This is a genomic window from Salipiger bermudensis HTCC2601, from assembly GCF_000153725.1.
Taxonomy (GTDB): Bacteria; Pseudomonadota; Alphaproteobacteria; order Rhodobacterales; family Rhodobacteraceae; genus Salipiger; species Salipiger bermudensis.
In genome coordinates, this window is the sequence record NZ_DS022276.1 from 3,538,411 (window position 1) to 3,561,808 (window position 23,398).

At 65.6% G+C, this 23,398-nt stretch carries 20 protein-coding genes; 7 read left to right on the top strand and 13 right to left on the bottom strand.

The genetic code is table 11. From position 1 onward, the window contains the following. The first annotated feature begins 439 nt into the window (after positions 1–439). On the top strand, positions 440–4,087 hold the full coding sequence (locus R2601_RS16735; protein WP_007800443.1) for a vitamin B12-dependent ribonucleotide reductase: 3,648 nt from the start codon (positions 440–442) through the stop codon (positions 4,085–4,087). A gap of 172 nt (positions 4,088–4,259) precedes the next feature. Here the strand turns inward: R2601_RS16735 and R2601_RS16740 are convergent, their stop codons facing one another. Next, positions 4,260–4,610, bottom strand: coding sequence for a hypothetical protein (locus R2601_RS16740; protein WP_007800444.1), 351 nt, complete (start codon positions 4,608–4,610; stop codon positions 4,260–4,262). Positions 4,611–4,796: 186 nt separating this feature from the next. Here R2601_RS16740 and R2601_RS16745 point away from each other — a divergent pair, with 186 nt between their 5' ends. Next, positions 4,797–5,732, top strand: coding sequence for an AEC family transporter (locus R2601_RS16745; RefSeq protein ID WP_007800446.1), 936 nt, complete (start codon positions 4,797–4,799; stop codon positions 5,730–5,732). A gap of 10 nt (positions 5,733–5,742) precedes the next feature. Here R2601_RS16745 and R2601_RS16750 read toward each other — a convergent pair whose 3' ends face one another. Then, positions 5,743–7,254 carry a class I adenylate-forming enzyme family protein gene (locus tag R2601_RS16750; RefSeq protein ID WP_007800447.1) on the bottom strand — a complete coding sequence of 504 codons (1,512 nt, stop codon included), beginning with the start codon at positions 7,252–7,254 and terminating at the stop codon, positions 5,743–5,745. Positions 7,255–7,319: 65 nt separating this feature from the next. On the opposite strand from R2601_RS16750, the gene R2601_RS16755 reads away from it, so the two are divergent. Further along, positions 7,320–7,940, top strand: coding sequence for a helix-turn-helix domain-containing protein (locus R2601_RS16755; RefSeq protein WP_007800449.1), 621 nt, complete (start codon positions 7,320–7,322; stop codon positions 7,938–7,940). A 43-nt stretch (positions 7,941–7,983) separates the two neighbouring features. Here the strand turns inward: R2601_RS16755 and R2601_RS26685 are convergent, their stop codons facing one another. The 7 genes from R2601_RS26685 to R2601_RS16785 form a co-directional block, all read right to left on the bottom strand. Continuing rightward, positions 7,984–8,172 carry a hypothetical protein gene (locus R2601_RS26685; protein WP_144266924.1) on the bottom strand — a complete coding sequence of 63 codons (189 nt, stop codon included), beginning with the start codon at positions 8,170–8,172 and terminating at the stop codon, positions 7,984–7,986. Between the two features lie 86 nt (positions 8,173–8,258). Beyond that, positions 8,259–8,498, bottom strand: a complete 240-nt coding sequence (locus tag R2601_RS16760) for a hypothetical protein (protein ID WP_144266925.1) — start codon at positions 8,496–8,498, stop codon at positions 8,259–8,261. Between the two features lie 151 nt (positions 8,499–8,649). Beyond that, positions 8,650–9,939, bottom strand: a complete 1,290-nt coding sequence (locus R2601_RS16765; protein ID WP_007800451.1) for a branched-chain amino acid ABC transporter permease — start codon at positions 9,937–9,939, stop codon at positions 8,650–8,652. After that, on the bottom strand, positions 9,936–10,946 hold the full coding sequence (locus R2601_RS16770; RefSeq protein ID WP_007800452.1) for a branched-chain amino acid ABC transporter permease: 1,011 nt from the start codon (positions 10,944–10,946) through the stop codon (positions 9,936–9,938). Before R2601_RS16770 ends, R2601_RS16765 begins: the two co-directional genes overlap by 4 nt. A 50-nt stretch (positions 10,947–10,996) precedes the next feature. Further along, positions 10,997–11,821 carry an ABC transporter ATP-binding protein gene (locus R2601_RS16775; protein WP_007800453.1) on the bottom strand — a complete coding sequence of 275 codons (825 nt, stop codon included), beginning with the start codon at positions 11,819–11,821 and terminating at the stop codon, positions 10,997–10,999. 76 nt (positions 11,822–11,897) lie between these two features. Then, positions 11,898–12,677 carry an ABC transporter ATP-binding protein gene (locus R2601_RS16780; RefSeq protein WP_040544842.1) on the bottom strand — a complete coding sequence of 260 codons (780 nt, stop codon included), beginning with the start codon at positions 12,675–12,677 and terminating at the stop codon, positions 11,898–11,900. Between the two features lie 99 nt (positions 12,678–12,776). Beyond that, positions 12,777–13,964, bottom strand: a complete 1,188-nt coding sequence (locus R2601_RS16785; protein WP_007800455.1) for an ABC transporter substrate-binding protein — start codon at positions 13,962–13,964, stop codon at positions 12,777–12,779. 153 nt (positions 13,965–14,117) lie between these two features. Here R2601_RS16785 and R2601_RS16790 point away from each other — a divergent pair, with 153 nt between their 5' ends. Continuing rightward, positions 14,118–15,206, top strand: coding sequence for a PQQ-dependent sugar dehydrogenase (locus tag R2601_RS16790; RefSeq protein WP_040544844.1), 1,089 nt, complete (start codon positions 14,118–14,120; stop codon positions 15,204–15,206). Positions 15,207–15,212: 6 nt separating this feature from the next. On the opposite strand, the gene R2601_RS16795 is transcribed toward R2601_RS16790, so the two are convergent. Further along, entirely contained in the window at positions 15,213–16,223 is a 1,011-nt protein-coding gene (locus R2601_RS16795) for a GlxA family transcriptional regulator (RefSeq protein WP_007800457.1), read from the bottom strand. Positions 16,224–16,428: 205 nt separating this feature from the next. Here R2601_RS16795 and R2601_RS16800 point away from each other — a divergent pair, with 205 nt between their 5' ends. Both R2601_RS16800 and R2601_RS16805 read left to right on the top strand, forming a co-directional pair. After that, the gene (locus R2601_RS16800) at positions 16,429–17,799 is read left to right on the top strand and encodes a class II 3-deoxy-7-phosphoheptulonate synthase (protein ID WP_040544846.1); all 1,371 of its coding nucleotides are present in this window, start codon (positions 16,429–16,431) and stop codon (positions 17,797–17,799) included. Positions 17,800–17,959: 160 nt separating this feature from the next. Continuing rightward, positions 17,960–18,397 carry a DUF4174 domain-containing protein gene (locus R2601_RS16805; protein ID WP_007800461.1) on the top strand — a complete coding sequence of 146 codons (438 nt, stop codon included), beginning with the start codon at positions 17,960–17,962 and terminating at the stop codon, positions 18,395–18,397. A 123-nt stretch (positions 18,398–18,520) separates the two neighbouring features. On the opposite strand, the gene ggpS is transcribed toward R2601_RS16805, so the two are convergent. From ggpS to R2601_RS16820, 3 genes are read right to left on the bottom strand one after another with little or no spacing between them, the layout of a single operon-like run. Continuing rightward, entirely contained in the window at positions 18,521–20,035 is a 1,515-nt protein-coding gene (gene ggpS / locus R2601_RS16810; RefSeq protein WP_007800463.1) for a glucosylglycerol-phosphate synthase, read from the bottom strand. Between the two features lie 5 nt (positions 20,036–20,040). Next, positions 20,041–20,817: an HAD-IIB family hydrolase gene (locus R2601_RS16815; RefSeq protein WP_007800466.1), complete on the bottom strand. Its 777-nt coding sequence runs from the start codon at positions 20,815–20,817 to the stop codon at positions 20,041–20,043. Then, positions 20,814–21,947 (bottom strand): NAD(P)H-dependent glycerol-3-phosphate dehydrogenase, encoded by a 1,134-nt coding sequence (locus tag R2601_RS16820; RefSeq protein ID WP_083793946.1) that lies wholly within the window; start codon positions 21,945–21,947, stop codon positions 20,814–20,816. The genes R2601_RS16815 and R2601_RS16820 overlap by 4 nt, the downstream gene beginning before the upstream one ends. A gap of 438 nt (positions 21,948–22,385) precedes the next feature. On the opposite strand from R2601_RS16820, the gene R2601_RS16825 reads away from it, so the two are divergent. Next, positions 22,386–23,297, top strand: a complete 912-nt coding sequence (locus R2601_RS16825) for a UTP--glucose-1-phosphate uridylyltransferase (RefSeq protein WP_007800470.1) — start codon at positions 22,386–22,388, stop codon at positions 23,295–23,297. The last annotated feature ends 101 nt before the right edge of the window (positions 23,298–23,398 follow it).

Sequence of the window (23,398 nt, forward strand, 5' to 3'; positions counted from 1 at the left end):
CAGACATTCGCTGTCGCTTCCGGAAACACCGCTGTTGCAGGAATGTCATGACACTCTGGGAGATATGCTCAGGGCAGTTCTCAACAGCTGTGGATAAACCGCCTCGCAGGCGGGGATTTCCCTTGTCCAGCGGCCCGAGGCGGTTTTGGCTCCGGGTGTGGATGACTTTGGAACAACCCATAGCCCTAGTATGGGGCCCGGCGCACAACGCAAAATATATGTGACAGTCCAGAAAAACCCGTTGACCCAGTCCGGTCACTTGCGTCAGTTTGTGGGGGCCGGAGGCAAGATCACAACATGTTGTGGTTCCCGGCGGGGACAGACCGAGACAGCAGTTAGACAGGAATACCTGACAGGGACGGCTTTGCTTCCGTCGCTGCCCGGAGAGGCTGTCTCTGCCGACCGGCAAAAGATTTGGGCAGCTGAGGGCAGAACAGCGATGAAGATCGAGAGAAAGTACACGCAGGCCGGCCAGGACGCATATGCGGGCATCGAGTTCGTCACCACGACCTCGGAGATCCGCAACCCTGACGGCTCCACCGTTTTCAAGCTCGACGAACTCGAAGTTCCCGCAAAGTGGAGCCAAGTGGCCTCTGACGTCATCGCGCAGAAATATTTTCGCAAGGCCGGCGTGCCCGCGACCCTGAAGAAGGTCGCAGAAAAGGACGTGCCCGAGTTCCTGTGGCGCTCGGTGCCTGCCGACAAGGACGCGCCGCGTGGCGGAGAGACCTCGGCCAAGCAGGTCTTCGACCGGCTCGCCGGCGCCTGGGCCTACTGGGGCTGGAAGGGCGGCTACTTCACCTCTGAGGACGACGCGCAGGCCTATTACGACGAGATGCGCCACATGCTGGCGAGCCAGACCGCGGCGCCGAACAGCCCGCAATGGTTCAACACCGGCCTGCACTGGGCTTATGGCATCGATGGTCCGGGGCAGGGCCATTACTATGTCGATCACAAGTCCGGCAAGCTGACCAAGTCGAAATCGGCCTATGAGCACCCGCAGCCGCATGCCTGCTTCATCCAGTCCGTGGCCGACGATCTGGTGGGCGATGGCGGCATCATGGATCTCTGGGTGCGCGAGGCGCGCCTGTTCAAGTACGGCTCCGGCACCGGCACCAACTTCTCGAGCCTGCGCGCCGAGAACGAGCGTCTCTCGGGCGGCGGCAAGTCCTCGGGCCTGATGGGCTTTCTCAAGATCGGCGACCGCGCTGCCGGCGCGATCAAGTCGGGCGGCACCACGCGCCGCGCGGCCAAGATGGTCATCGTCGATGCCGATCACCCCGATATCGAGGATTTCATCAACTGGAAGGTCAAGGAAGAGCAGAAGGTCGCGAGCATCGTCGCCGGCTCGAAGATGCACGAGAAGATGCTCAACGCCATCTTCGACGCGATCCGCGCGTGGGACGGGCTCGAGAGCGATGCCTATGAGGCCAACGCCAACACCGCGCTGAAGACCGCGATCCGCGAGGCCAAGAAGGTCGCGATCCCCGAAACCTATATCAAGCGCGTGCTCGATTACGCGCGGCAGGGCTATGCCTCGATCGAGTTCCCGACCTATGACACCGACTGGGACAGCGAGGCCTATGCCACCGTCTCGGGCCAGAACTCGAACAACTCGATCCGCGTCACCGATGCCTTCCTCGAGGCGGTCCGCGAGGGCCGGCCGTGGGAGCTGATCCGCCGCACAGACGGCTCGGTCGCCAAGACCGTCGACGCCAAGGAGCTGTGGGAACAGATCGGCCACGCCGCCTGGGCCTGCGCCGATCCGGGCATCCAGTTCCACGACACCGTGAACGCCTGGCACACCTGCCCGGCGGATGGCGAGATCCGCGGCTCGAACCCGTGCTCGGAATACATGTTCCTCGACGACACTGCTTGCAACCTTGCCTCGATGAACCTGCTGACCTTCCTCAAGGACGGCCAGTTCGATGCCGAGAGCTACATGCACGCCACGCGCCTGTGGACGCTGACGCTGGAAATCTCGGTGCTGATGGCGCAGTTCCCCTCGAAGGAAATTGCCCAGCTTTCCTATGACTTCCGCACCCTCGGCCTCGGCTACGCCAATATCGGCGGCCTGCTGATGAACATGGGGTTCAGCTATGACAGCGACGAGGGCCGCGCGCTCTGCGGTGCGCTGACCGCGCTGATGACTGGCGTGAGCTATGCCACTTCGGCCGAGATCGCCGGCGAGCTTGGCGCCTTCCCGGGCTACGAGCGCAACGCCGAGCACATGCTGCGAGTCATCCGCAACCATCGCACCGCCGCCTATGGCAGGACGGACGGATACGAGGGGCTCTCGGTCAAGCCGGTGGCCCTCGATCACGGCAACTGCCCCGATCAGGCGCTCGTGGCACTGGCGAAATCTGCCTGGGACGAGGCACTGCGTCTGGGCGAGCAGCATGGCTACCGCAACGCGCAGGTCTCGGTGATCGCGCCCACCGGCACCATCGGCCTCGTGATGGATTGCGACACCACCGGCATCGAGCCCGACTTCGCGCTGGTGAAGTTCAAGAAGCTCGCCGGTGGCGGCTACTTCAAGATCATCAACCGCTCGGTGCCCTCGGCGCTCGAGAAGCTGGGCTACAGCTCGAGCCAGATCGAGGAGATCGTGGGCTACGCGGTCGGTCACGGCACGCTGGGCAATGCCCCCGGCATCAACCACACCGCGCTGATCGGCATGGGCTTCGGCCCTGCGCAGATCGAGAAGGTCGAGCGCGCCCTCGGCACTGCCTTCGACATCCGCTTCGTGTTCAACCAGTGGACGCTGGGCGAGGCGTTCTGCCGCGACGGTCTGAACATTCCGGCCGACAAGCTTTCGGACCCGACCTTTGACCTGCTGAAGCATCTCGGCTTCACCAAGGCCGACATCGAGGCTGCCAACGACCATGTCTGCGGCACCATGACCCTTGAGGGCGCGCCGCATCTGAAATCCGAGCACCTGTCGATCTTCGACTGTGCAAATCCCTGTGGAAAAAAGGGCAAGCGCTACCTCTCGGTCAACAGCCACATCCACATGATGGCCGCCGCGCAAAGCTTTATTTCCGGGGCGATTTCCAAGACCATCAACATGCCCAACGCGGCCACGGTCGAGGATTGCCAGAAGGCCTATGAACTGTCCTGGTCGCTGGGGGTAAAAGCCAATGCGCTCTACCGCGACGGCTCCAAGCTGAGCCAGCCGCTGGCCTCGGCGCTGGTCGAGGATGACGACGACGCGCTCGAAACCCTCGAGAGCGGCACGCCGCAGGAGAAGGCGCAGGTTATCGCCGAGAAGATCGTCGAGAAGGTGGTGGTCAAGGAGGTCATCCGCGCCGGGCGCACCAAGATGCCCGAGCGCCGCAAGGGCTATACCCAGAAGGCCATCGTCGGCGGCCACAAGGTCTATCTCCGCACCGGGGAATACGAGGACGGCAACCTCGGCGAGATCTTCATCGACATGCACAAGGAAGGCGCCGGCTTCCGCGCCATGATGAACAACTTCGCCATCGCGGTCTCGGTCGGCCTGCAATACGGGGTGCCGCTGGAGGAGTTCGTCGACGCCTTCACCTTCACCAAGTTCGAGCCCGCTGGTATGGTGCAGGGCAATGACAGCATCAAGAACGCCACCTCGATCCTCGACTACATCTTCCGCGAACTGGCGGTCTCCTATCTCGACCGCACCGATCTGGCGCATGTGAAGCCCTCTGGCGCGACCTTCGACGATCTCGGCCGCGGCGAGGAAGAGAGCGTGTCGAATGTCGAGGAATTGTCCGAGAACACCGCGGCGCGCTCGCTGGAGATGCTCAAGCAGATCTCCTCGACCGGCTATCTCCGCAAGCGCCTGCCGCAGGAACTGGTGGTGCTGCAGGGCGGCCAGCGGACCGGGACCGGCCCGGTGGCCTCGCACGGAGCGATGAACGCAGAGGCGGTGCAGAGCACGGTTGCGACGCTCAGCACCTCGACCTCCGCCGTGGCGATGGACGCCCGCGCCAAGGCCCGGATGCAGGGTTACGAGGGCGATCCGTGCGGCGAATGCGGCAACTACACGCTGGTGCGCAACGGCACCTGCATGAAGTGCAACACCTGCGGCTCGACCAGCGGCTGCAGCTGAGAGATCAGGGCAGGGCGCGCATGTGCCCTGCCGGATATCCGGGGGGGCCGAGGTCACCCTGCGCGGTCGGGGCCGCAGGCAGAAGACAACGAGCGGTAAGAATACCGAGCCCCGTCAGCGAACCTTTGAAGGGCCTCCTCGCGGGGCCCTTTTTTCTTGGCGCACAGGTTGCTTAGCGGATCGTGAGCCGCAGGGTGAACTGCTCGTAGGCAGGGGCCCGGAACAGCTGGAAGACATTGACGCGGTAGGTTCCGGCGCTGGTGCGGAAGCTGAAATCGTCCTGGCAGTCGGTCACGCCGGGAATGGTGAAGCAGGTGTTGTCGCTGCCAAGCAGCTGCAGCCGGGCGCTTTGGCCCGCGCCGGTGCCGAAGACAAAGCAGAGCGGTGCATTGTCGGTGACGCGCCCCGAGACCTCGCCCGACGAGGCTCCGCTGGCGAAGCGGATCTCGGAGCAGGATTGGGCGGAGGCGCTGCCCCCGGCGGCGCAAAGGCACAAGGCGAGCACGGTCAGAACGTGTTTCATGGCAATTCCTCAGATTGAAAGCACTGGTTGCGCGCGAAGGGTGCTCCGCAGCGTGGGTAATATCCATCGAGCCTAAGCTCTGGGCGCGGCCTGCGTCCAGCCTGCCATTTGGCTGCCCTCGCGGCGGCCGCGTCTTTGCAAGGCGCCTCACAGTGGTTAGAAAGTGCACATACAAAAAGGCATCCCATGCTCGCACCCCTTCTTACGCTGTTGCCGATCTACCTTCTGATCCTGCTGGGGTTCGGCGTCATCAAGAGCAAGCTCGTTGCGCCGGACGCCCTGCCGCAGCTCAGCCGCTTCATGCTGATCGTGTGCGTCCCGGTGCTGATCTTCTCGGCCGTGTCCAGTGCCGGCGACCTGAGCCAGTTCAACTGGCGGTTCATCCTTGTCTACGCGCTGGCCTCGCTTGCCACGCTGACGCTGGTACGGTTCGCGCTGAACAAGCTCTTTGGGTACGGGCCGGGGCAGAGCTGGGTGGCCGCGCTCGGCTCGTCGGTGCCGAACTCGGTGTTTCTCGGCTACCCCATCACGATGATCGTCCTGCCGGACGTGGCAGACCGGCTGTTCGCGTGGATCATGGTCGTGGAGAACATGGTCGTCATCCCGCTGGCCCTGACGCTTGGCGACGTGCTGAGCCGGCAGCGTGGGCTACCGGCCTCGCAGGCGATGCTGCACACCGCGAAGACGACGCTGCAGAACCCGACCGTGCTCGGCCTCTTGGCGGGGCTCGCCTTCGGGGCAACCGGGCTGGTGCTGGCCGAGCCGCTGGACAAGACCCGGAGCATGATCGTCGCGGCGGCGCCGCTGATCTCGCTGTTCCTCGTCGGCGGCAACGTCGCGCGCTCGCGGCTCGACGAGGTCGACCCGCCGGTCTTCCTTGTTGCCGGGGCGAAGCTTCTGCTGCATCCCGTGCTGGTCTTCGTGGCCCTGTCGCTGTTCACCGCGATGAGCGAGGACGAAATCCGCGGCGCCACGCTGTTCGCGGCAATGCCGATGTTCACCCTCTACGTCATCTTCGCCGCCCGGCACCGGGCCGAGCGGCTGGCCTCCTCGTCGGTGGTGCTGTCGACGGTAATCGGCGCGGCGACCGTGGGGATCCTGGTGGTGCTGTTCGCGGCTTGACCGGCCCGGCTCAGGAAATCGCGTGGTCCTTCAGCGCCTTGCGGATGAGCTTGCCGTTTGCATTGCGCGGCAGGGCATCGATCCGCAGATAGGCGCGAGGCTGCTTGTAGCGCGCAAGACGCTCGGCAGCGCGGGCGGCGAGCATGGTCTCGTCGAGCTCTTCCTCGGCCACGTAGAAGGCCGCGATCACGCTGACGCCCTCTTTCACCGCCACGTCCGTGACGCCGATTTCGGTGATGCCCGGCAAGTCGGCCAGCGCCGCCTCGACCTCGATCGGTGAGACCCGGTAGCCACCGGCGTTCATCATGTCGTCGCCGCGCCCGAGATAGCGGATCTGGCCATCCTCATCCATGCAGCCCTGATCGCCGGTGAGGAACCAGTCGCCGATAAACCGCTGCGCGGTATCCTCCGGCGCGCCGACATAGCCCAGCATCAGTCCCGGATCGGAGCGATGCACGGCGATGGTGCCGGGCTCGTTCAACGGCACGGGCGCGCCATCCTCGCCAAGGATTGCCACGCGGCGCCCGGCCTGCGGACGGCCCAGCATGTCGGCATCGCAAGGATGCGCGGGGGCGGATGAGATGAAGGTCGAGCATTCGGACATGCCGAAGGCCTCGTAGATCTCGTTGCCGGTAGCCTCGCGCCAGGCGTCGCGGGTGGTGGCGGTGAGCTTTTCACCTGCGGCCAGTCCGTGGCGCAGCTTTGGCATCGGCGGCAGCGGGTATTTCAGCAGCTTGCGATAGACGCCCGGGGCGGCGGCGAAGATCGTCGCATCGTTGCGCTTGAGCAGCAGCGGCAGCTGCGCCGGATCGATGCCCGCCGCCGGGATCAGCGCTGTCGCCCCCATCGTCCACGGATCCATGAGCCCCGTGCCCAGCGTGTAGGTCCAGTTGAAGGCACCGGCATGCAGCAGCCGGTCGCTCGGATGCAGGCCGTACCAGCCCTCCATCATCATCTGACGCGCCCAGATCGCCCGATGGGCATGGCCCACGGCACGCGGAAAGCCGGAGGTGCCGGAGGTGTAGATGATATAGGCCAGCCGCTCGGGATCGCCCACGTGCCAGGGCGCGGGCGGCAGCGCGTGCCACGCCTCGAAACTCTCGGGGCCAAAGACCGGGATCTCGGTGTCGGGGCTGGCGACGCCCTCGCCCCGCAGGATGGCAGCGGGCTTCAGGTGGTCCAGCATCGGCGCCACCTCGCGTGCGGTGAGCTGCGACGACGTCGGCACCGGCACAAGCCCGGCGGCGATGGCACCGAGATAGGCGATCGGGAAATCGACGGTGTTTCCGAGCCGCATGAGCACGATGTCCCCCGGCGCGAGCCCCGCCTCGAGCAGGCCGGTGGCGGTGCCTCGGACCGCGGCGATCAGCCGGTGATAGGACCAGCGCTCCGCGCCAGTGGGCTTGACGATGGCCAGCGCGATCTTGTCGGGCGTGGCGTGGCCTGCCTCCAGCACGTGGGCGGCGAGGTTGAACGGCGCGGGGCAGGGCGCATAGGCGCCTTCATCGAAAAGCGAGACCATGCCATTGGCTTAGGGCCGCTCCGGATTTGTTGCAAGGCTCCCGTGGCGGCCCTATAGGAAGAGCCATGACCCGCGACCCGAAGACCTTGATCCGCCTGGCGCGGGAAACCGGCGAAGAGGCCTCTGCCGAACCGCTCGACCTCGGGGCGCGCGTGCGCGAGCTGCGCAAGGCCCGCGACTGGACTCTGGAGCAGGCGGCCCGCGAGGCCGGGCTGGCACGCTCGACGCTGTCGAAGATCGAGAACGGGCAGATGTCGCCAACCTATGACGCGCTGAAGAAGCTTGCGGTCGGTCTCGGGATCGGAGTGCCGCAGCTTTTTACGCCGCCGAAGAAGGAGCAGGTCTCGGGCCGGATGGTGCACACGCGCGAGGGACTGGGCCTGCACCAGGCCACGGTGACCTATGAGCACGAGCTGCTGCCGAAAGCCATGACCAAGAAGAAGATGCTGCCCTACCGCGCCCGCGTGCGCGCCCGGAACATGGACGAGTTCGATGGCTGGGTGCGCCACGACGGCGAGGAGTTCCTCTACGTGCTCACCGGTGTGGTCACGCTCTACACCGAGTTCTACGAGCCGATCGAGATGCGCCGCGGCGACAGCGCCTATTACGATGCCAGCATGGGCCACAACGTGGTTTCGGTAAGCCCGGAGGATGCGACGATCCTCTGGATTACCTCGCTGGGCTGAGCGTCGCGCCTGACGGCCGGGCCTCTGCAACAGCGTTACCGCGTCAGATCAGCTTCCGCGAGCCAGCGCGGCGAGCTTGGCAAGCTCGTCCTCGGCACGCCAGATCCTCGGGCTGTGCCGTGTTGATCTGCGGTGCGGCGTCTTTCGGCACCTCGCGTGCCGGCACCGTTACGGGCCGGGAGGGCGTTCCGGGGGCGATGGGACGTTTCGGGCGGAAGAAGAAATCGAGCATCGGCGCAGCCTCCTATACCTGTTCGAGAAACGCCGCCTGAGCTGTCCGGGTTCCGCCCCCGGAGGATGAATTCGCGCCTGCCGGGATCAGCCCGCCGCGCGCTGCAGCGGTTCCGGCAAGCGGACCGGGAACAGCAGATCCTCGACCTCGCGCCGCGCCTCGTGCAGCGTCAGATCGTGCCGATCGGCCACGTGGCGCGCGACCTCGTCGACCTGCGGCGGCGCATCGCTGAGCGCTGCGTCATCGACATGCGGAAAGCGCTGCCGAAGGCGGCCTGCGGCCTGGTTCCAGTTCCGGGTGATGCGGGTCCATTCCATCTGTCTCATACCGGGGCAACGTCCACTCATGCTCTGCGTTCCAAGGGCTGTCGTGGTGCACCGCGCCGTCGGCGGATCCTTGCGAAACACCCTCGCAAGAAAAAGGCCCCGGCGCGGTCACCGGGGCCATCTTGCGGCACCAGAGATTAAGCGTCTGTTATCAGCGCTCGGGCAACAACCCGCGCGGGGCAAAGCGCAGCACCAGCAGCAGGATCACCCCCATGGTCAGAAGCCGCATGTGCTGCACGCTGCCCAGCAGGTGCGCCTTGAGCGCCGAGCCATCCGCCATGCCAGCGGTGATCACGCCCATCAGCCATTGGCCCATCGGCTCCACCTGGACCCAGAGGAACCAGATCAGGAACCCGCCCAGCACCGCGCCGAGGTTGTTGCCCGAGCCGCCGACGATCACCATCACCCAGATCAGGAAGGTGTAGCGCAGCGGCTGGTAGCTCGAGGGCGTGAGCTGACCGTCGAGCGTGGTCATCATGGCACCGGCAATGCCGCAGAGCGCCGAGCCGAGGATGAAGATCTGCAGGTGCCGCGCGGTGACATCCTTGCCCATCGCCTCGGCGGCTTCCTCGTTGTCGCGGACCGCGCGCATCATCCGCCCCCAGGGCGAGTTCAGCGCCAGCTGTGCCAGCACCAGAAGCACCACCAGCACCACGGCGAAAAGCACCGAGTAGCCGAGTTTGACGTAGATCGTCGAGGCGGTGGTCGGGTCGAGCCCGATGCCCGCGGCGGTCTCGACGAAGCCCGCGTCATTCTGCAGGTCGATCTCGTAGGGAACGGGGCGCGGCAGGCCGATGACGTTCTTGACGCCGCGGGTCAGCCAGTCCTCGTTTTTCAAGAGCGCGATGATGATCTCGGCGATGCCCAACGTTGCGATGGCGAGGTAGTCCGAGCGCAGCCCGAGCGCGGTCTTGCCGATGACCCACGCAACGCCCGCGGCGAGCAGACCGCCCACAGGCCAAGCCAGCAGCACCGGCAGACCGAGCCCGCCGAGGAAGCCGGTGGCGGCCGGGTCGACCGACTCGATGGCCGACACCGCCGGGTCGAGGATGGCGCGATAGAGGAAGAACCCAACCACGGCGATGGCGGCAACGGCCCAGCCACGGGTCTTGCGGGGCAGGGTCTTCCAGGCGAAGACGGCGCCCGCGATGGCGGCAAGCGCAAAGGCGATGGCCCCGAGCACACGCCAGCCACCCGCGGCCCAGGCCTCGGGCACGGGCGTCACCGAGGTCAGCACCACGGCCAGCCCGCCAAGCGCGACGAAGCCCATGACACCGACGTTGAACAGCCCGGCAAGCCCCCATTGCAGGTTGACCCCAAGCGCCATGATGGCGCTCACCAGTCCCATGTTGAGGATGATCAGGGCGGAGTTCCAGCTCTGCAGGACTCCGGTGCCAAGGATCAGCGCCGCGACGAGCGCGAAGAGAGCGAGCGTCCTCATACCGATTTCCCCTTGAACAGACCTGTCGGCCGGAACAGCAGCACGATGATCAGGATCACGAAGCTGACGGCGAACTTGTAGTCGGTGGACAGGAGCTGCACGAGCCCCGATGGCTCGAGGCTTTCGGGCAGCATGTAGGTGAGCACCTTTTTCCAGGCATAGGTGATGCCGACCTCGGAGAAGGCGATGATGAAGCCGCCTGCGATGGCCCCCAGCGGCGAGCCAAGCCCGCCGACGATGGCGCTGGCGAAGATCGGCAGCAGGATCTGGAAGTAGGTGAAAGGCTTGAAGCTCTTGTCGAGCCCGTAGAGCGTGCCCGCCACCACCGCCAGCGCCGCGACGATGATCCAGGTGACCATCACCACGCGCTCGGGGTTGATGCCCGATAGCAGCGCCAGATCCTCGTTGTCGGAATAGGCGCGCATCGATTTTCCGGTGCGGGTGTGGTTGAGGAACCAGAACAGCAGCGCCACGACGAGGATCGCCACAACTACCGTGATCGCCTGCGTCGATTTCAGCGCCAGCCCCTCGTCGAGCCCGGTCATCGTCTTGAAGTCGCGCGCCGAGATCAGGAAGCGCTCACCATCGGCGAAGTTCTGGTCGCCGGGGCCGATGATCAGGCGCGTGAGGCCGTTATAGATGAACATCACCCCCATCGACACGATCACGAGGATCACCGGCTTGGCCTTCTGCTCCCGGTAGAAACGATAGACCAGCCGGTCGGTGCCCAGCACCAGGAGCGAGGTCAGCACGATGCCGAAGGGAATGGCCAGCAGCGCCGTGGGCAGCGGGCCGAAGCTCACACCCAGCGCCTGCAACCCCCAGGTCACCAGGATGGTGAACATGGTGCCGATCGCCATGGTGTCGCCATGGGCGAAGTTGGAGAACCGCAGGATGCCGTAGATCAGCGTCACGCCCAGCGCCCCCAGCGCCAGCTGGCTGCCATAGGCAATGGCCGGAATGAAAACGAAATTGGCCAGCGCGACCAATGCGTTGAGGAAATCCATCACGGGTGCTCCCCGGTTATTCTTGGTCTTGTGTGAAAACGGGTCATGTCTCAGCCCCCCAGGAAGCTGCGGCGGACCTCGTCATCCGCGAGCAACGCCTTGCCGGTGCCGGTATGGGCGTTGCGGCCCTGAACAAGCACGTAGCCCTTGTCGGCGATGGCCAGCGCCTGGCGGGCGTTCTGCTCGACCATCAGCACCGGCAGCCCGGTGCGGGCGACCTCGATGATGCGGTCGAAGAGCTCGTCCATGACGATCGGGCTGACGCCGGCGGTGGGCTCGTCGAGCATCAGCACCTTGGGCTTGGTCATCAGCGCACGGCCCACGGCCACCTGCTGGCGCTGGCCGCCCGAGAGCTCGCCCGCGGCCTGGCGGCGCTTGTCCTTGAGGATCGGGAACAGATCAAAGACCTGCTCCATGGTGCCCGAGATGTCGTCGCGCCGGATGAAGGCACCCATCTCGAGGTTTTCCTCGACCGTCATCGAGGTGAAGATGTTGTGGGTCTGCGGCACGAAGCCCATGCCCTTGCGCACCCGCGCCTGCGGAGACAGCTCGGTGATGTCCTCGCCGTCGAGCCGCACCATGCCCTCGCGCAGGCTCAGCATGCCGAACACCGCCTTCATCGCCGTCGACTTGCCGGCACCGTTGGGCCCGACGATGACGGCGATCTCGCCGCGATCCACCGCGATGGTGCAGCTGTGCAGGATATCCGCGCCTCGGCCATAGCCGCCGGTCATCGCCTCGCCGATCAGGAACGGCCCGCCGGGGGCAGGGTGCTCGTGGCCGCCCGCGTGCACGGGATCGTCCTCGGCCATGCCGCACGGGTTGGTGATGCTGGCGTCGTGGTTGCCACGGTCGTCATAGGGGCCGCCGCTCATGACCAGGCCCCCTCTTCTTTGGTTCGAAAATACCTCGGGGGTGTGGGGGCAGCGCCCCCACCGCGCAGCGCCGATCTCATCCCGCCGCCTCCTTGTTCTTGAGCCCGGTGCCGAGATAGGCCTCGATCACGGCGTCGTTGGCCTTGATCTCGTCGAGCGTGCCCTGGGCCAGCTTCTTGCCCTCGGCCATGACGATGACCGGGTCGCAGATGCGGCCGATGAAATCCATGTCGTGCTCGATCACGCAGAAGGTGTAGCCGCGCTCGCGGTTGAGCTTCACGATGGTGTCGGCGATGGTGTTCAGAAGCGTGCGGTTCACGCCCGCACCGACCTCGTCGAGGAACACGATCTTGGCATCCACCATCATCGTGCGGCCGAGCTCGAGCAGCTTCTTCTGCCCGCCGGAAAGATTGCCGGCCTTCTCGTCCTTCAGATGCGAGATGGTGAGGAAGTCGAGCACCTCGTCGGCCTTCTTCAGAAGTGCGGCCTCTTCCTGGGCGATGCGGCCGCGCCCGAACCAGGCGTTCCACAGGCTCTCGCCGGCCTGTTCGCCCGGCACCATCATCAGGTTCTCGCGGCAGCTCATCGACGAGAACTCGTGCGCGATCTGGAAGGTGCGCAGCAGGCCCTTGTGGAAAAGCGCGTGCGGCGGCAGGCCGGTGATGTCCTCGCCATCCATCCAGACCGTTCCGGAGGTCGGCGGCAGGGCGCCGGCGATGACGTTGAAGAGCGTCGACTTGCCGGCCCCGTTCGGGCCCACCAGCCCGGTGATCGAGCCGTCGGCAATCTCGAGCGAGGCGCCGTCAACGGCGCGGAAGCCGCCGAAATGGCGGTGCAGGTTGTCCACCCGGATCAATGCTTCGTCCCCTCCGGCGCGGTTTGCTGCGCCTGTCTTGTTATTGGAAACAGCCCGGGAACTGACCCCGGGCTGTCCGTATTCGCCAGTGCGGCGAGATTACTTGAACGAAACGGTGCTGAAGTCACCGTCCTTGATCTCGTAATAGCGGTAGGTGCCCGCGGCTTCGCCCGGTCCGACGAGTTCCACGTTTGTGGCGCCGACGTAATCCACCTCGCCGCCCTCGGCAAGGATTTCCATCGCCTTGCCAAGCTCGCCCGGCAGGATCGGCTCGCCCGGTGCGTTGGCCACATCGAGCACGTTGGCCGCAACCGCCGCGGAGGAGACCTCGCCACCCTTCATCATCGCCAGAGCGATCAGGGCTGCCGCGTCATAGCTCTCGCGGGTGTAGGAACTCTCGGCGTTGATGCCGGCCTCGGTTGCGAGCGTGGTGAAGGCCTCGGTGCCTTCGCCCTCGGCCCACGGCACCGAGCCGAAGCTGCCTTCGATGTCGCCGCCAAGATCGGCCAGCAGCGCGTCGGAGTACATGCCGTCGCCCATGGCGAAGGTGTCGAAGGCGCCGGTGTCGAGCGCGGCCTGGATCATGCCCTTGCCGCCCTGGTCGGAGTAGCCCAGGACCACGAGCACGTCACCGCCGGCCGAGGCCAGGGCCCCGATTTCAGCGGAGTAGTCGCCCTTGCCGTCCTCGTGCGGCGTGGAAAGCGTGATCTCCCCGCCCTCGGCTTCGAAGGCCGCCGCGAAGCTGTCGGCAAAGCCCTTGCCGTAGTCGTTGTTGGTGTAGGTCACCGCGACCGAGGACACGTCGCGCTCGGCCAGGATGCTGGCCAGCACTTCGCCCTGGCGCGCGTCTGACGGCGAGGTGCGGAAGAACAGGCCGTTGTCTTCGGCGTTCGACAGCGCCGGCGAAGTGGCGGAGGGCGAGATCATCGGCACGCCGTTGGGCACCGCGACGTTCGACAGGATGGCGCCCGTCACGCCCGAACAGTCGGCGCCCATGATGGCGACCACGCCGTCGGTGGTGATGAGACGTTCCGCGGCGGCCGTCGCGGCGGCGCTGTCGATGCAGGTCGAGTCGGCGCGCACCGGGCTCAGCGTGACGCCCTCGAGGAACTTGCCGCTGTCGTTGACCTCGGTCAGGGCAAGCTCGGCGCTCGCGCCCATGGAGGGGGTCAGCGATTCAATCGGGCCGGTGAAGCCGAGAATGACGCCGACCTTGGCGTCTTGGGCCTGCGCGGCGCCTGCGGCAAGCAGCGTGGTGGCGGCGGAGGCCAGAAGCCACTTTTTCATATCAGGATCTCCCTTGCTGGAACGCATTGTCCGGGCGGGAGCCTATGCAAGCCCTTGACAAAAGAAAAGGGGCCACGGGCGTGGCTGCCGCACGGGCAACCGGCTTGTCCGCGCGCGGCCTGGCCCCATATCGACGGGCTGGAGGTGCCCGACATGAAACACGCGATTTTCGCAGCAGTACTTGCGCTTGTCCCCGCAGGATCAGCGCTGGCGCAGGACATTCCGAGCAGCGCCGGGACCCTTTTGGTCAGCCCGGTGGTGCGGGGGCTCGACACGCCGTGGAGCTTTGATTTCCTGCCTGACGGCACCATCCTGATCACCGAGCGCGGCGGCGATTTGCTGGCAGTGCGCGACGGCCGCGCGCAGCGGCTCTCGGGCCTGCCCGAGATCTACACACGCGGGCAGGGCGGTCTGCTCGACGTGATTGTGCCACGCGATTTCGCCACCAGCCGCGAGATCTTCCTGACCTATTCCAAGCGCCAGCAGGGCGGCGCCGGCACGGCGGTGCTGAAGGCGCGACTGTCGCAGGATGGCAGCCGCCTGGAGCAGGCCGAGACGATCTTCGAGATGGCGCCGGGCTCGAGCGGCGGGCGGCATTTCGGCTCGCGCATCGTGGAGGCGCCGGACGGGCATCTCTTCGTCACCATCGGCGAACGCGGCGACCGGCCGTCGGCACAGGATCTCGCGCGCCACAATGGTTCTGTGATCCGCATCACCCGCGACGGCGCGGTGCCGCGTGACAATCCTTTTGTCGGGCAGGATGGCGCGCAGCCCGAGATCTGGAGCTACGGCCACCGCAACCCGCAGGGGCTCGGCTTCGACGGGCGCGGCCGGCTCTGGGCCGTCGAGCACGGCGCGCAGGGCGGGGACGAGGTCAACCGGATCGAGAAGGGCGCCAATTACGGCTGGCCGGTGATCTCCTACGGTGAGCACTATTCCGGCGCCAGGATCGGCGAAGGCACGTCAAAGCCGGGCATGGAGCAACCGGTCTTCTATTGGGATCCATCCAATGCGCCATCTGACATCGTGTTTCTCGAGGGCGGGCGCTGGGACGGCGACGCGCTCGTGGGCTCGCTCAAGTTCAACTACATCGCCCGGCTGTCCGGCACTCCGATGCGCGAGGTCGAACAGCTCGAGAGCGAGGCAACGCTGCGGGTGCGCGATGTCGATCAAGGGCCTGATGGCGCGATCTGGTTCCTCAGCGAGGTCAACGGCACGCTCTACCGCGGATCGCGGCCCTGACGGGGCTCAGGCGTCCTCGCGCCCGGGTTTGGCGGCGAGGGTGCCGCGTTCGCGATAGGGCGTGGTCTGGTAGTGCGCACGGTAGCATTTCGAGAAATGCGAGGGGCTGGCGAAGCCGCAGGCCAGCGCGACGTTGATCACGCTCATGTCGGTCTGCATCAGCAGATTGCGGGCCTTCTGGAGGCGCAGTTCCATGTAGTAGCGCTTGGGCGAGCGGTTGAGGTAGCGCCGGAACAACCGTTCGAGCTGGCGCGTCGACATGCCGACATCCTTGGCCAGAAGTGCCGGCGAGATCGGCTCCTCGATATTGGCTTCCATCATCTTGATGACCTGCGCCAGCTTGGGATGGCGCACACCGATGCGGGTCGGCGTCGAGAGCCGCTGGGTGTCCTGATCGGTGCGGATCGAGGAATAGATCAGCTGGTCGGCCACCGCGTTGGCGAGGTCTTCGCCGTGATCGTCGGCGATCAGCTTGAGCATCAGGTCGATCGAGGCCGTGCCGCCGGCGGTCGAAAGCCGGTTGCCGTCGACCACGAAGACCGACTTGGTCAGCTCTACCTCGGGGAACTCCTCTTCGAACCCGTCCTGGTTTTCCCAGTGGATCGTGGCGCGCTTGCCGTCGAGCAGCCCGGCCTCGGCCAGCGTCCAGCTGGCGGTGCAGAGCCCGCCCATGGAAAGCCCGCGCCGGGCCTCGCGCCGCAGCCAGTTCATCAGCCGCTTGGTGGTCGCCTCGGCGATGTCGAGCCCACCGCAGAGCAGCACGACATCGTCGCGGGTCAGCTCGGGCAGATCGCAATCGAGCTTGAACTCGGTGCCCGCCGAACAGCGCGCGGTTTCGCCGCCCTCGGAGGTCAGAACCCAGCTGTAGATCGGCGCGCCGGCCATGCGGTTGGCGATGCGCAGCGCCTCGAGCGCGGCGGCAAAACTCAGCAGGGTGAACTCCGGCAGAAGGACAAACACAAACCGGCGCGGCTTCGCCTGCGTATCGGCTTCGAAAGCTTTGTTCTGCACCGGCATCTATCCCTCGCGGCGATTTAGGTCGTGCAACCATTACGGGTCGCATCCTCAAGAACGCGTTTACGGCGCTCTGGCGGATCAGGTCACATGGGCAGAAAGGCAAAAACCCGTCAAGAGATCACCTGCATTTCCTATGGCCTTCTTTCGCTCGCTTTGGTAGAGCCTCCAGACGTTTTCGCTAACGGAGACCGCGTGGGAGATAGCCATGAGTGAGTGGACCAAATCGAGCTGGAGAACCAAGCCCCGGATCCAGATGCCTGAGTATCAGGATCAGGCCGAGCTGGAGGCCGTCGAGGCGCAGCTGTCGAACTATCCGCCGCTGGTATTTGCAGGCGAGGCCCGCCGTCTTCGCGACGAGCTGGGCAAGGCATCGCGCGGCGAGGCCTTCCTGCTGCAGGGCGGCGATTGCGCCGAGGCCTTCGACCAGTTCTCGGCCAACGCGATCCGCGACACCTTCAAGGTGATGCTGCAGATGGCGATGATCCTCACCTACGGCGCCAAGGTGCCGGTGGTGAAGGTGGGCCGCATGGCCGGCCAGTTCGCCAAGCCGCGCTCGGCCCCGACCGAGACCGTGGATGGCATCGAGCTGCCGAGCTTCCGCGGCGACATCATCAACGAGCTTGCCTTCACCCCCGAGGCGCGCAAGCCGAACCCGCAGAAGATGCTGCAGGCCTACACCCAGGCGGCGGCAACGCTGAACCTGCTGCGTGCCTTCTCGACCGGCGGCTATGCCGACGTGCACCAGGTGCACCAGTGGACGCTGGGCTTCACCGAGGGCGAGAAGGCCGCGCGCTACCGCGACATGGCCAACCGCATCGGCGATACGCTCGATTTCATGAAGGCGGCGGGCGTCGACAGCCACCGCTCGGCGGCGCTGCACCAGGTGAACTTCTACACCTCTCACGAGTCGCTGCTGCTTGAGTACGAAGAGGCGCTGACCCGGATCGACTCGACCTCCGGCAAGTGGCTCGCAGGCTCCGGCCACATGATCTGGATCGGTGACCGCACCCGTCAGCCTGACGGCGCGCATGTGGAATTCGCCAGCGGTGTGATGAACCCGATCGGTCTCAAGTGCGGCCCGTCGATGACCTCCGAGGATCTCAAGGTCCTGATGGCCAAGCTGAACCCCGAGAACGAGGCCGGCCGCCTGACCCTGATCACCCGCTTCGGTGCCGGCAAGGCCGCCGAGCACCTGCCGCGCCTGATCGAGACGGTGCGCAGCGAAGGGGCGAACGTGGTCTGGGTCTGCGACCCGATGCACGGCAACACCATCAAGTCGGCCAGCGGCTACAAGACGCGTCCGTTCGACTCGGTGCTGCGCGAGGTGCGCGATTTCTTCGCCGTGCATCGCGACCAGGGCACCGTCCCGGGTGGTGTGCATTTCGAGATGACCGGCCAGGACGTGACCGAATGCACTGGCGGCGTCTTCGCGGTCTCGGACGAGAACCTCAGCGACCGTTACCACACCGCGTGCGATCCGCGTCTGAACGCGTCGCAATCGCTCGAGTTGGCCTTCCTCGTGGCCGAGGAGCTGACCTCGCTGCGCGATGACCAGCCGCAGGTTGCGCACGGCTGATCCAGGTCAGTCCGGATCTTGCAAACGGCCGTCCTTAGGGGCGGCCGTTTTGCGTTCGCGGCAGCATGAATCGACCGATCATCGTGCGCTGCGACATTCTCGCGGAACCCATCGGGGCGCTCATGCGTAGGGATCAAACCCATTCAGACAGGAGATCCCAATGGGCCGCATTCGCATGAAGACCAAGCTTGGTGTTGCTGTCATTGCGGGGGCGATTGCCGCCACGCAGGCGGTCGGCGCGCCCGACCTGTTCCAGAGCCTGCCCGCGGACGCCCGTGACCTCGACGGGATGCGCTGGGACAAGCGACCGGTGCTGCTCTTTGCACCGTCGAAGGATCATCCCGACTATGCCCGCCAGATCGAAATGCTGCGCGAGGCGCAGGCGGCGCTCGCCGAGCGCGACATCGTGGTGCTGAGCGATCTCGACGACCGCACGCCGTCGCCGCTCCGGCAGGGCTTTCAGCCCGGCGGGTTCAAGCTGGTGCTGGTGGGCAAGGATGGTGGCGTGAAGCTCGAGCAGGACGCGGTGCTGGCGCCCGAAGAGCTTTTCGCAGTGATCGATCGCATGCCCATGCGCCGCAACGAGATGCGCGACTGAGGGCGTCCAGGACGCCATGCCACTGACCAACCGAACAAAAAAAAAAGGGGCAAGCAGCGCTGCTTGCCCCTTGTCTGCGTGACCCGGACCTGAGCATCAGATCCGGGTCAAACCAAGCCTTCCTCAGGCCAGTTCGGTTTCTTCGCTCTGGCTCGCGTCCCCGAAATCCTTCGGCGAGAGCAGGGCGAGCTGATCCTCGGCCCAATGCTGCGTGTCGCGCTTTTCGACCGAGGCGCGCAGCAGCTCCATGCGCGCTTTGCGTTCGTCCTCCGGCATGTCCAGCGCCATGTCGATGGCGAAATCCATGGCGCGGCTGGAGAACGGGTTGGCCAGAACGGCAGCCCCCATCTCGACCGCCGCACCGGCGAATTCCGACAGCACCAGCACGCCGTCGCCATCCTTGCGGGCGGCCACGTATTCCTTGCAGACGAGGTTCATGCCGTCTGCAAGCGGGGTGATCCACGCCACATCGGCCACTTGGTACCACGCCACCAGTTCCTCAAAGGGAATGGCGCGCGAGATCAGCGCAACGGGCTGGAAGGTGAAGGTGCCGAAGCGCCCGTTGATGCGGCCGGCGATCTCTTCCAGCTCTTTCTGGATCGGCTCGTAAACCGTCATGTTGCGGTTGGCGGGCACCGAGACGTGCAGCAGGCGCACCACGCCGCGCAGGTCCGGCCGGCGCTCGAGCAGGCGCTCGAAGGCCAGAAGCTGGTCGGCCCCGCCCTTGGTGTAGTCGGTGCGTCCCACCGAAAGCAGAACGCGGCTGTCGCCGATCTCTTCGCGGAACCGCGCGGCGAGGGTGTCGGTCTTCTCGGAGGCGGCCAGCGACTTGATGTACTCGACATCCACGCCCACCGGCGTCACGCCAAGCTGCACGACGCGGTCGTCGGTGTGGATCTCGGTTGGCACGGTGCGGTCCGAGAGCGCAGAGCCTTCCGACATCATGTCGTTCTCGACCTTGATCCGCGGCACGTTGCCCACGTCGCGCAGCGAGCGCACGCAGGAGACGAAGTTCGAGGCGTAACGCGGGATGTGGAAGCCGACCACGTCGCAGCACAGCAGCGAGTCGATGATCTCGCCGCGCCACGGCAGCACGTTGAACATGTCCGCCGCAGGGAAGGGCGTGTGGTGGTAGAACGAGATCCGCACATCGGGGCGCATCTGGCGCAGGTAGCCGGGCACGAGCCAGAGGTTGTAGTCGTGCACCCAGACGCTCGCGCCCTCGGCGGCCTCCGATGCGGCGGCCTCCGCGAAGGCCCAGTTGACCTCCTTGAAAGTCGGCCAGTCGACGGGATCGTAGTTATACTTTTCCTTGAACCCGTGCAGGATCGGCCAGAACGCCTCTTTCGAGGTGACGTGGTAGAAGCTCTTCACCTGCGCCGCGGTCAACGGCAGACGCGAGACGGTGTACTTGCCGAACGTGTCCTCGATATGGACCACGCGCTCGAAGCCCGGATCAGACGTGTCCTCCGCCTCTTTCCAGGCCACCCAGGCGCCGTTGTCGACCTTGCCGAAGAAGCTCTTCAGGGTCGGGACGATGCCATTGGGGCTCTTGTTGGCGCGGTACTCGATCTTGCCATCGACCTCGACCTCTTCGTAGGGCTGGCGGTGATAGACAATTACCAGATCGCTGGACATGAGAGTTACGCTCCTTTCGGGAGGGGATGCAGGTTGAAGGCCTCGACCGCCTCGAGAATGCCCGCCGCGCCGATCGCTTCGGCGGTATGGACATGGGGCAGGCGGGAGACCCGATCGAGCAGGGCCTGCTCGGCGCCGCCCACGGCGACGGCCTGAAGCCCGCATTCCAGCATCGACAAGTCGTTCAGCGTGTCACCGGCGGCGAGCACGCGGCTCTCCTCGATGCCAAGATGGGTCACGAGGCGGCGCAGGGACGGACCTTTCGAGATGCCGCGCGGCAGCACGTCGAAGTAGCGGTTGTCCGAGACCAGCGGATCGTGGCCCATGTCGCGCACGATGTCATGCGCGCTGTCGTCAAAATTCTCCGCGTCGAGATCATAGCTCACCCTGTAGCGGAACTCGGTCGCCTGCAGCGTCAGCCCGGGATGGCCCTCAAGCGCCGAGCGCACCGTGTCTCCGGCGTTGCCCCATGTCTCGGCGATCTCGACCTCAAGCGGCTCGATCGGGTGGATCTTGCCATCCTCGACCCGGGCGATGGTGGTGCCCACGTCACCGACCACGTATTCCGGCCACGGCACGCCGCCATCGCAGAGCTCGCCGATGAACTTGGGATCGCGACCGGTGACGAAGATCAGGCCGATGGTGTCACGGTTGTCCTCGATCCACTGGTAAAGCTTCGCGCGGTCCTCTTCCGAGCCGCCAAGGAAGGTGCCGTCGAGATCGGTCGCCAGTACGAAGCGGCAGCCGGCGATGTCACGGTTGTGGGGGTGATCAAAGCTCATGCGGGGTCTCCCTCGTAGGGGTGAAGCGTGATGTCGAGCGCACGCGGCTCGCCCTCGATCGGGCGGGACCACAGCGCCTGAAAGGTCTCTGCCAGAGGGGCGCCCTCGTGCAGGATGGCGTGAACCGCCTCGCAGATCGGCATCTCGACACCGACCCGGCGGGCAAGATCGACCACCGAGATCGCGTTGACCTCACCCTCGACCACGGTGGGCTTGCCGTCGAAACATGCTTCTCGCGGGATCCCCTGGCCAAGCTGCGTACCCAGCGACATGTTTCGCGAGGTTGTGGACGAGCAGGTCAGCGTCAGATCTCCGGCGCCGGCAAGGCCGGTCACCGTCTCGCGCTTGCCGCCGAGTGCCTCGGCCAACGCCTTCATCTCGTCCATGCCGCGGGTGATCAGCGCGGCGCGGGTGTTCTCGGCAAAGCCGGCGCCAGTCATCATGCCGCAGGCAATAGCGACCACGTTCTTCACCGCGCCACCGACCTCGACGCCGATCAGGTCGTCGGAGACGTAGGGCCGGAAGGCCTGTGTCTGCATCGTCAGCGCGAGGCGCGCGGCGGGCGCACGCTCGGGGGCGATGCGGTCGTGGTGGCGGAAATTGAACGCCACGGTGGCAGCGGTCGGATGACCGAGCGCCGTCTCGCGAGCGAAGGTCGGGCCCGAGAGTGCACCGACCGGGTGGCCCGGGAGCTCTTCCTCGACGACGTGGCTGAGCAGAAACCCGGTCCCGCGCTCGATGCCTTTGCAGCAGAGTGCAATCGGGACGCCCTCGGGCAGGTGCGGCTTCATCTTGCGCGCCATGTCGCGCAGCGTGTGCGATGGCGTCACGAGAAGCACGGCCTCGACGCCGTTCAGGGCAGTGGCGAGGTCCGAGGTCGGTGTCAGGGTTGCGGGAAGATCGATACCGGGAAGATGCTCGGGGTTCTGCCGGGTCTCGGCCATCGCTTGCGCGAGGGCGTCGCGGCGGCCCCAGAGCCGGGTGTCGCATCCGGCCGATGCCGCGACTGCGGCGAGGGCGGTGCCCCAGCTTCCCATACCGATAACGGCGAGGCGGGCGTAAGGTTCAGCGCGTCTTGGCATGTCGCCGGTGTCGCGCGCGGGCGGGATGTTCAATGTCAGTCCGTCCATAATGCTGTGCCTGAAATCACCCTCAACGTTGGGAACCTCAGGCCGATTTGGCTCACTCCATTCTGTCCTAAGCTGATAACGCTAGACTAGGCGCTGGGTTCCATCGAACCAAGCGCAGGGGGCGTTTTTTCTGCAGGAGCGAAGCGCAGTCGCGGTTTGCCCGGTTTTTGCGCACAAAAAGCCGCTTGATGCGCTCCGGCTGGGCGGCATTGATTCAATTTCGACGCGATTACTGCATTTTCTCGCGGTCGCAGGCGCAGCGCCCCGCAACAGATTGAAAAAACGGGCCTTTGCCGATCGCCAATAAAATCAGGCAATTCTCTGCCGGAACTTTTCTTCCCGGATGACGTTAGTTGGTCGTAACATCAAAAGGGCATAGGCTCTTACGCAATTGCCGCGATGCGGCGACAGCGATCAGCGACACAAGGAGATACCGACGTGACCAACACCAGCCCGACTGCCCGCCAGAAAGTGCGCACCGCGATCTTCCCGGTGGCAGGGCTCGGAACGCGGTTCCTTCCGGCGACCAAGGCCACGCCCAAGGAGCTTCTGCCCGTGCTCGACCGTCCTCTTCTTCAGTTTGCCATGGACGAAGCCCGGGCTGCGGGCATCGAGCGCATGGTTTTCGTGTCGCACCCCTCCAAGGGCGCGATCGAGCGCTACGTCCATCAGGACGAGAAGCTCTGCAAGCAGCTGCGCGAGAAGGGCAAGCACGGCATCGCCGACGCGCTCGACGAGAATGCCATCGATCCCGAAGAGGAACAGGCGCATTTCGTGATGCAGCCCGAGCCCCTCGGTCTGGGCCACGCGGTGCTTTGCGCCGTCGACGAGTGCCTGCCGGGACCGGTTGCCGTCATCCTGCCCGATGACCTGATCATGGGCCAGAAAGGCTGTCTCAGCGAGATGATCGAAGCCTACGAGACGGGTGCCGCGGGCCACATGGTGGCGACGATGGAGGTCGCCCGTGACGAGGTGAAAGCCTATGGCGTGCTCGACCCGAAGGGCACTCCGGTTGGCCAGATGGTGCCGGCCTCCGGCATGGTCGAAAAGCCCGAGCCGGAAGAGGCCCCTTCGCTGCACGCGGTGGTTGGCCGCTACGTGCTCGACGCCTCGATCTTTGATGACCTGCGCAACCAGAAGCCGGGCCTTGGCGGCGAGATCCAGCTCACCGACGCCATCGCCAAGGGTGTCGAGCGTGTGGGGCTGTCGGGCTTCCGGTTCAGCGGCCAGCGTTTCGACTGTGGCTCGAAGGCGGGCATGCTGCGCGCCACGCTGGCCTATGCGGGTCAGAACGAGGAGTTTCATCCGGTGCTGGAAGAGCACGGCAGCATGCAACTCGCAGCCGAGTAAGCCTTCCTATCAGAAGGTTGGAGACAAGAAAGCCCCCGCGCGAGCCTATCGCGCGGGGGCTCTTACTTTGCGTGATCAGCTTTGATCAGAACATCAAGTTC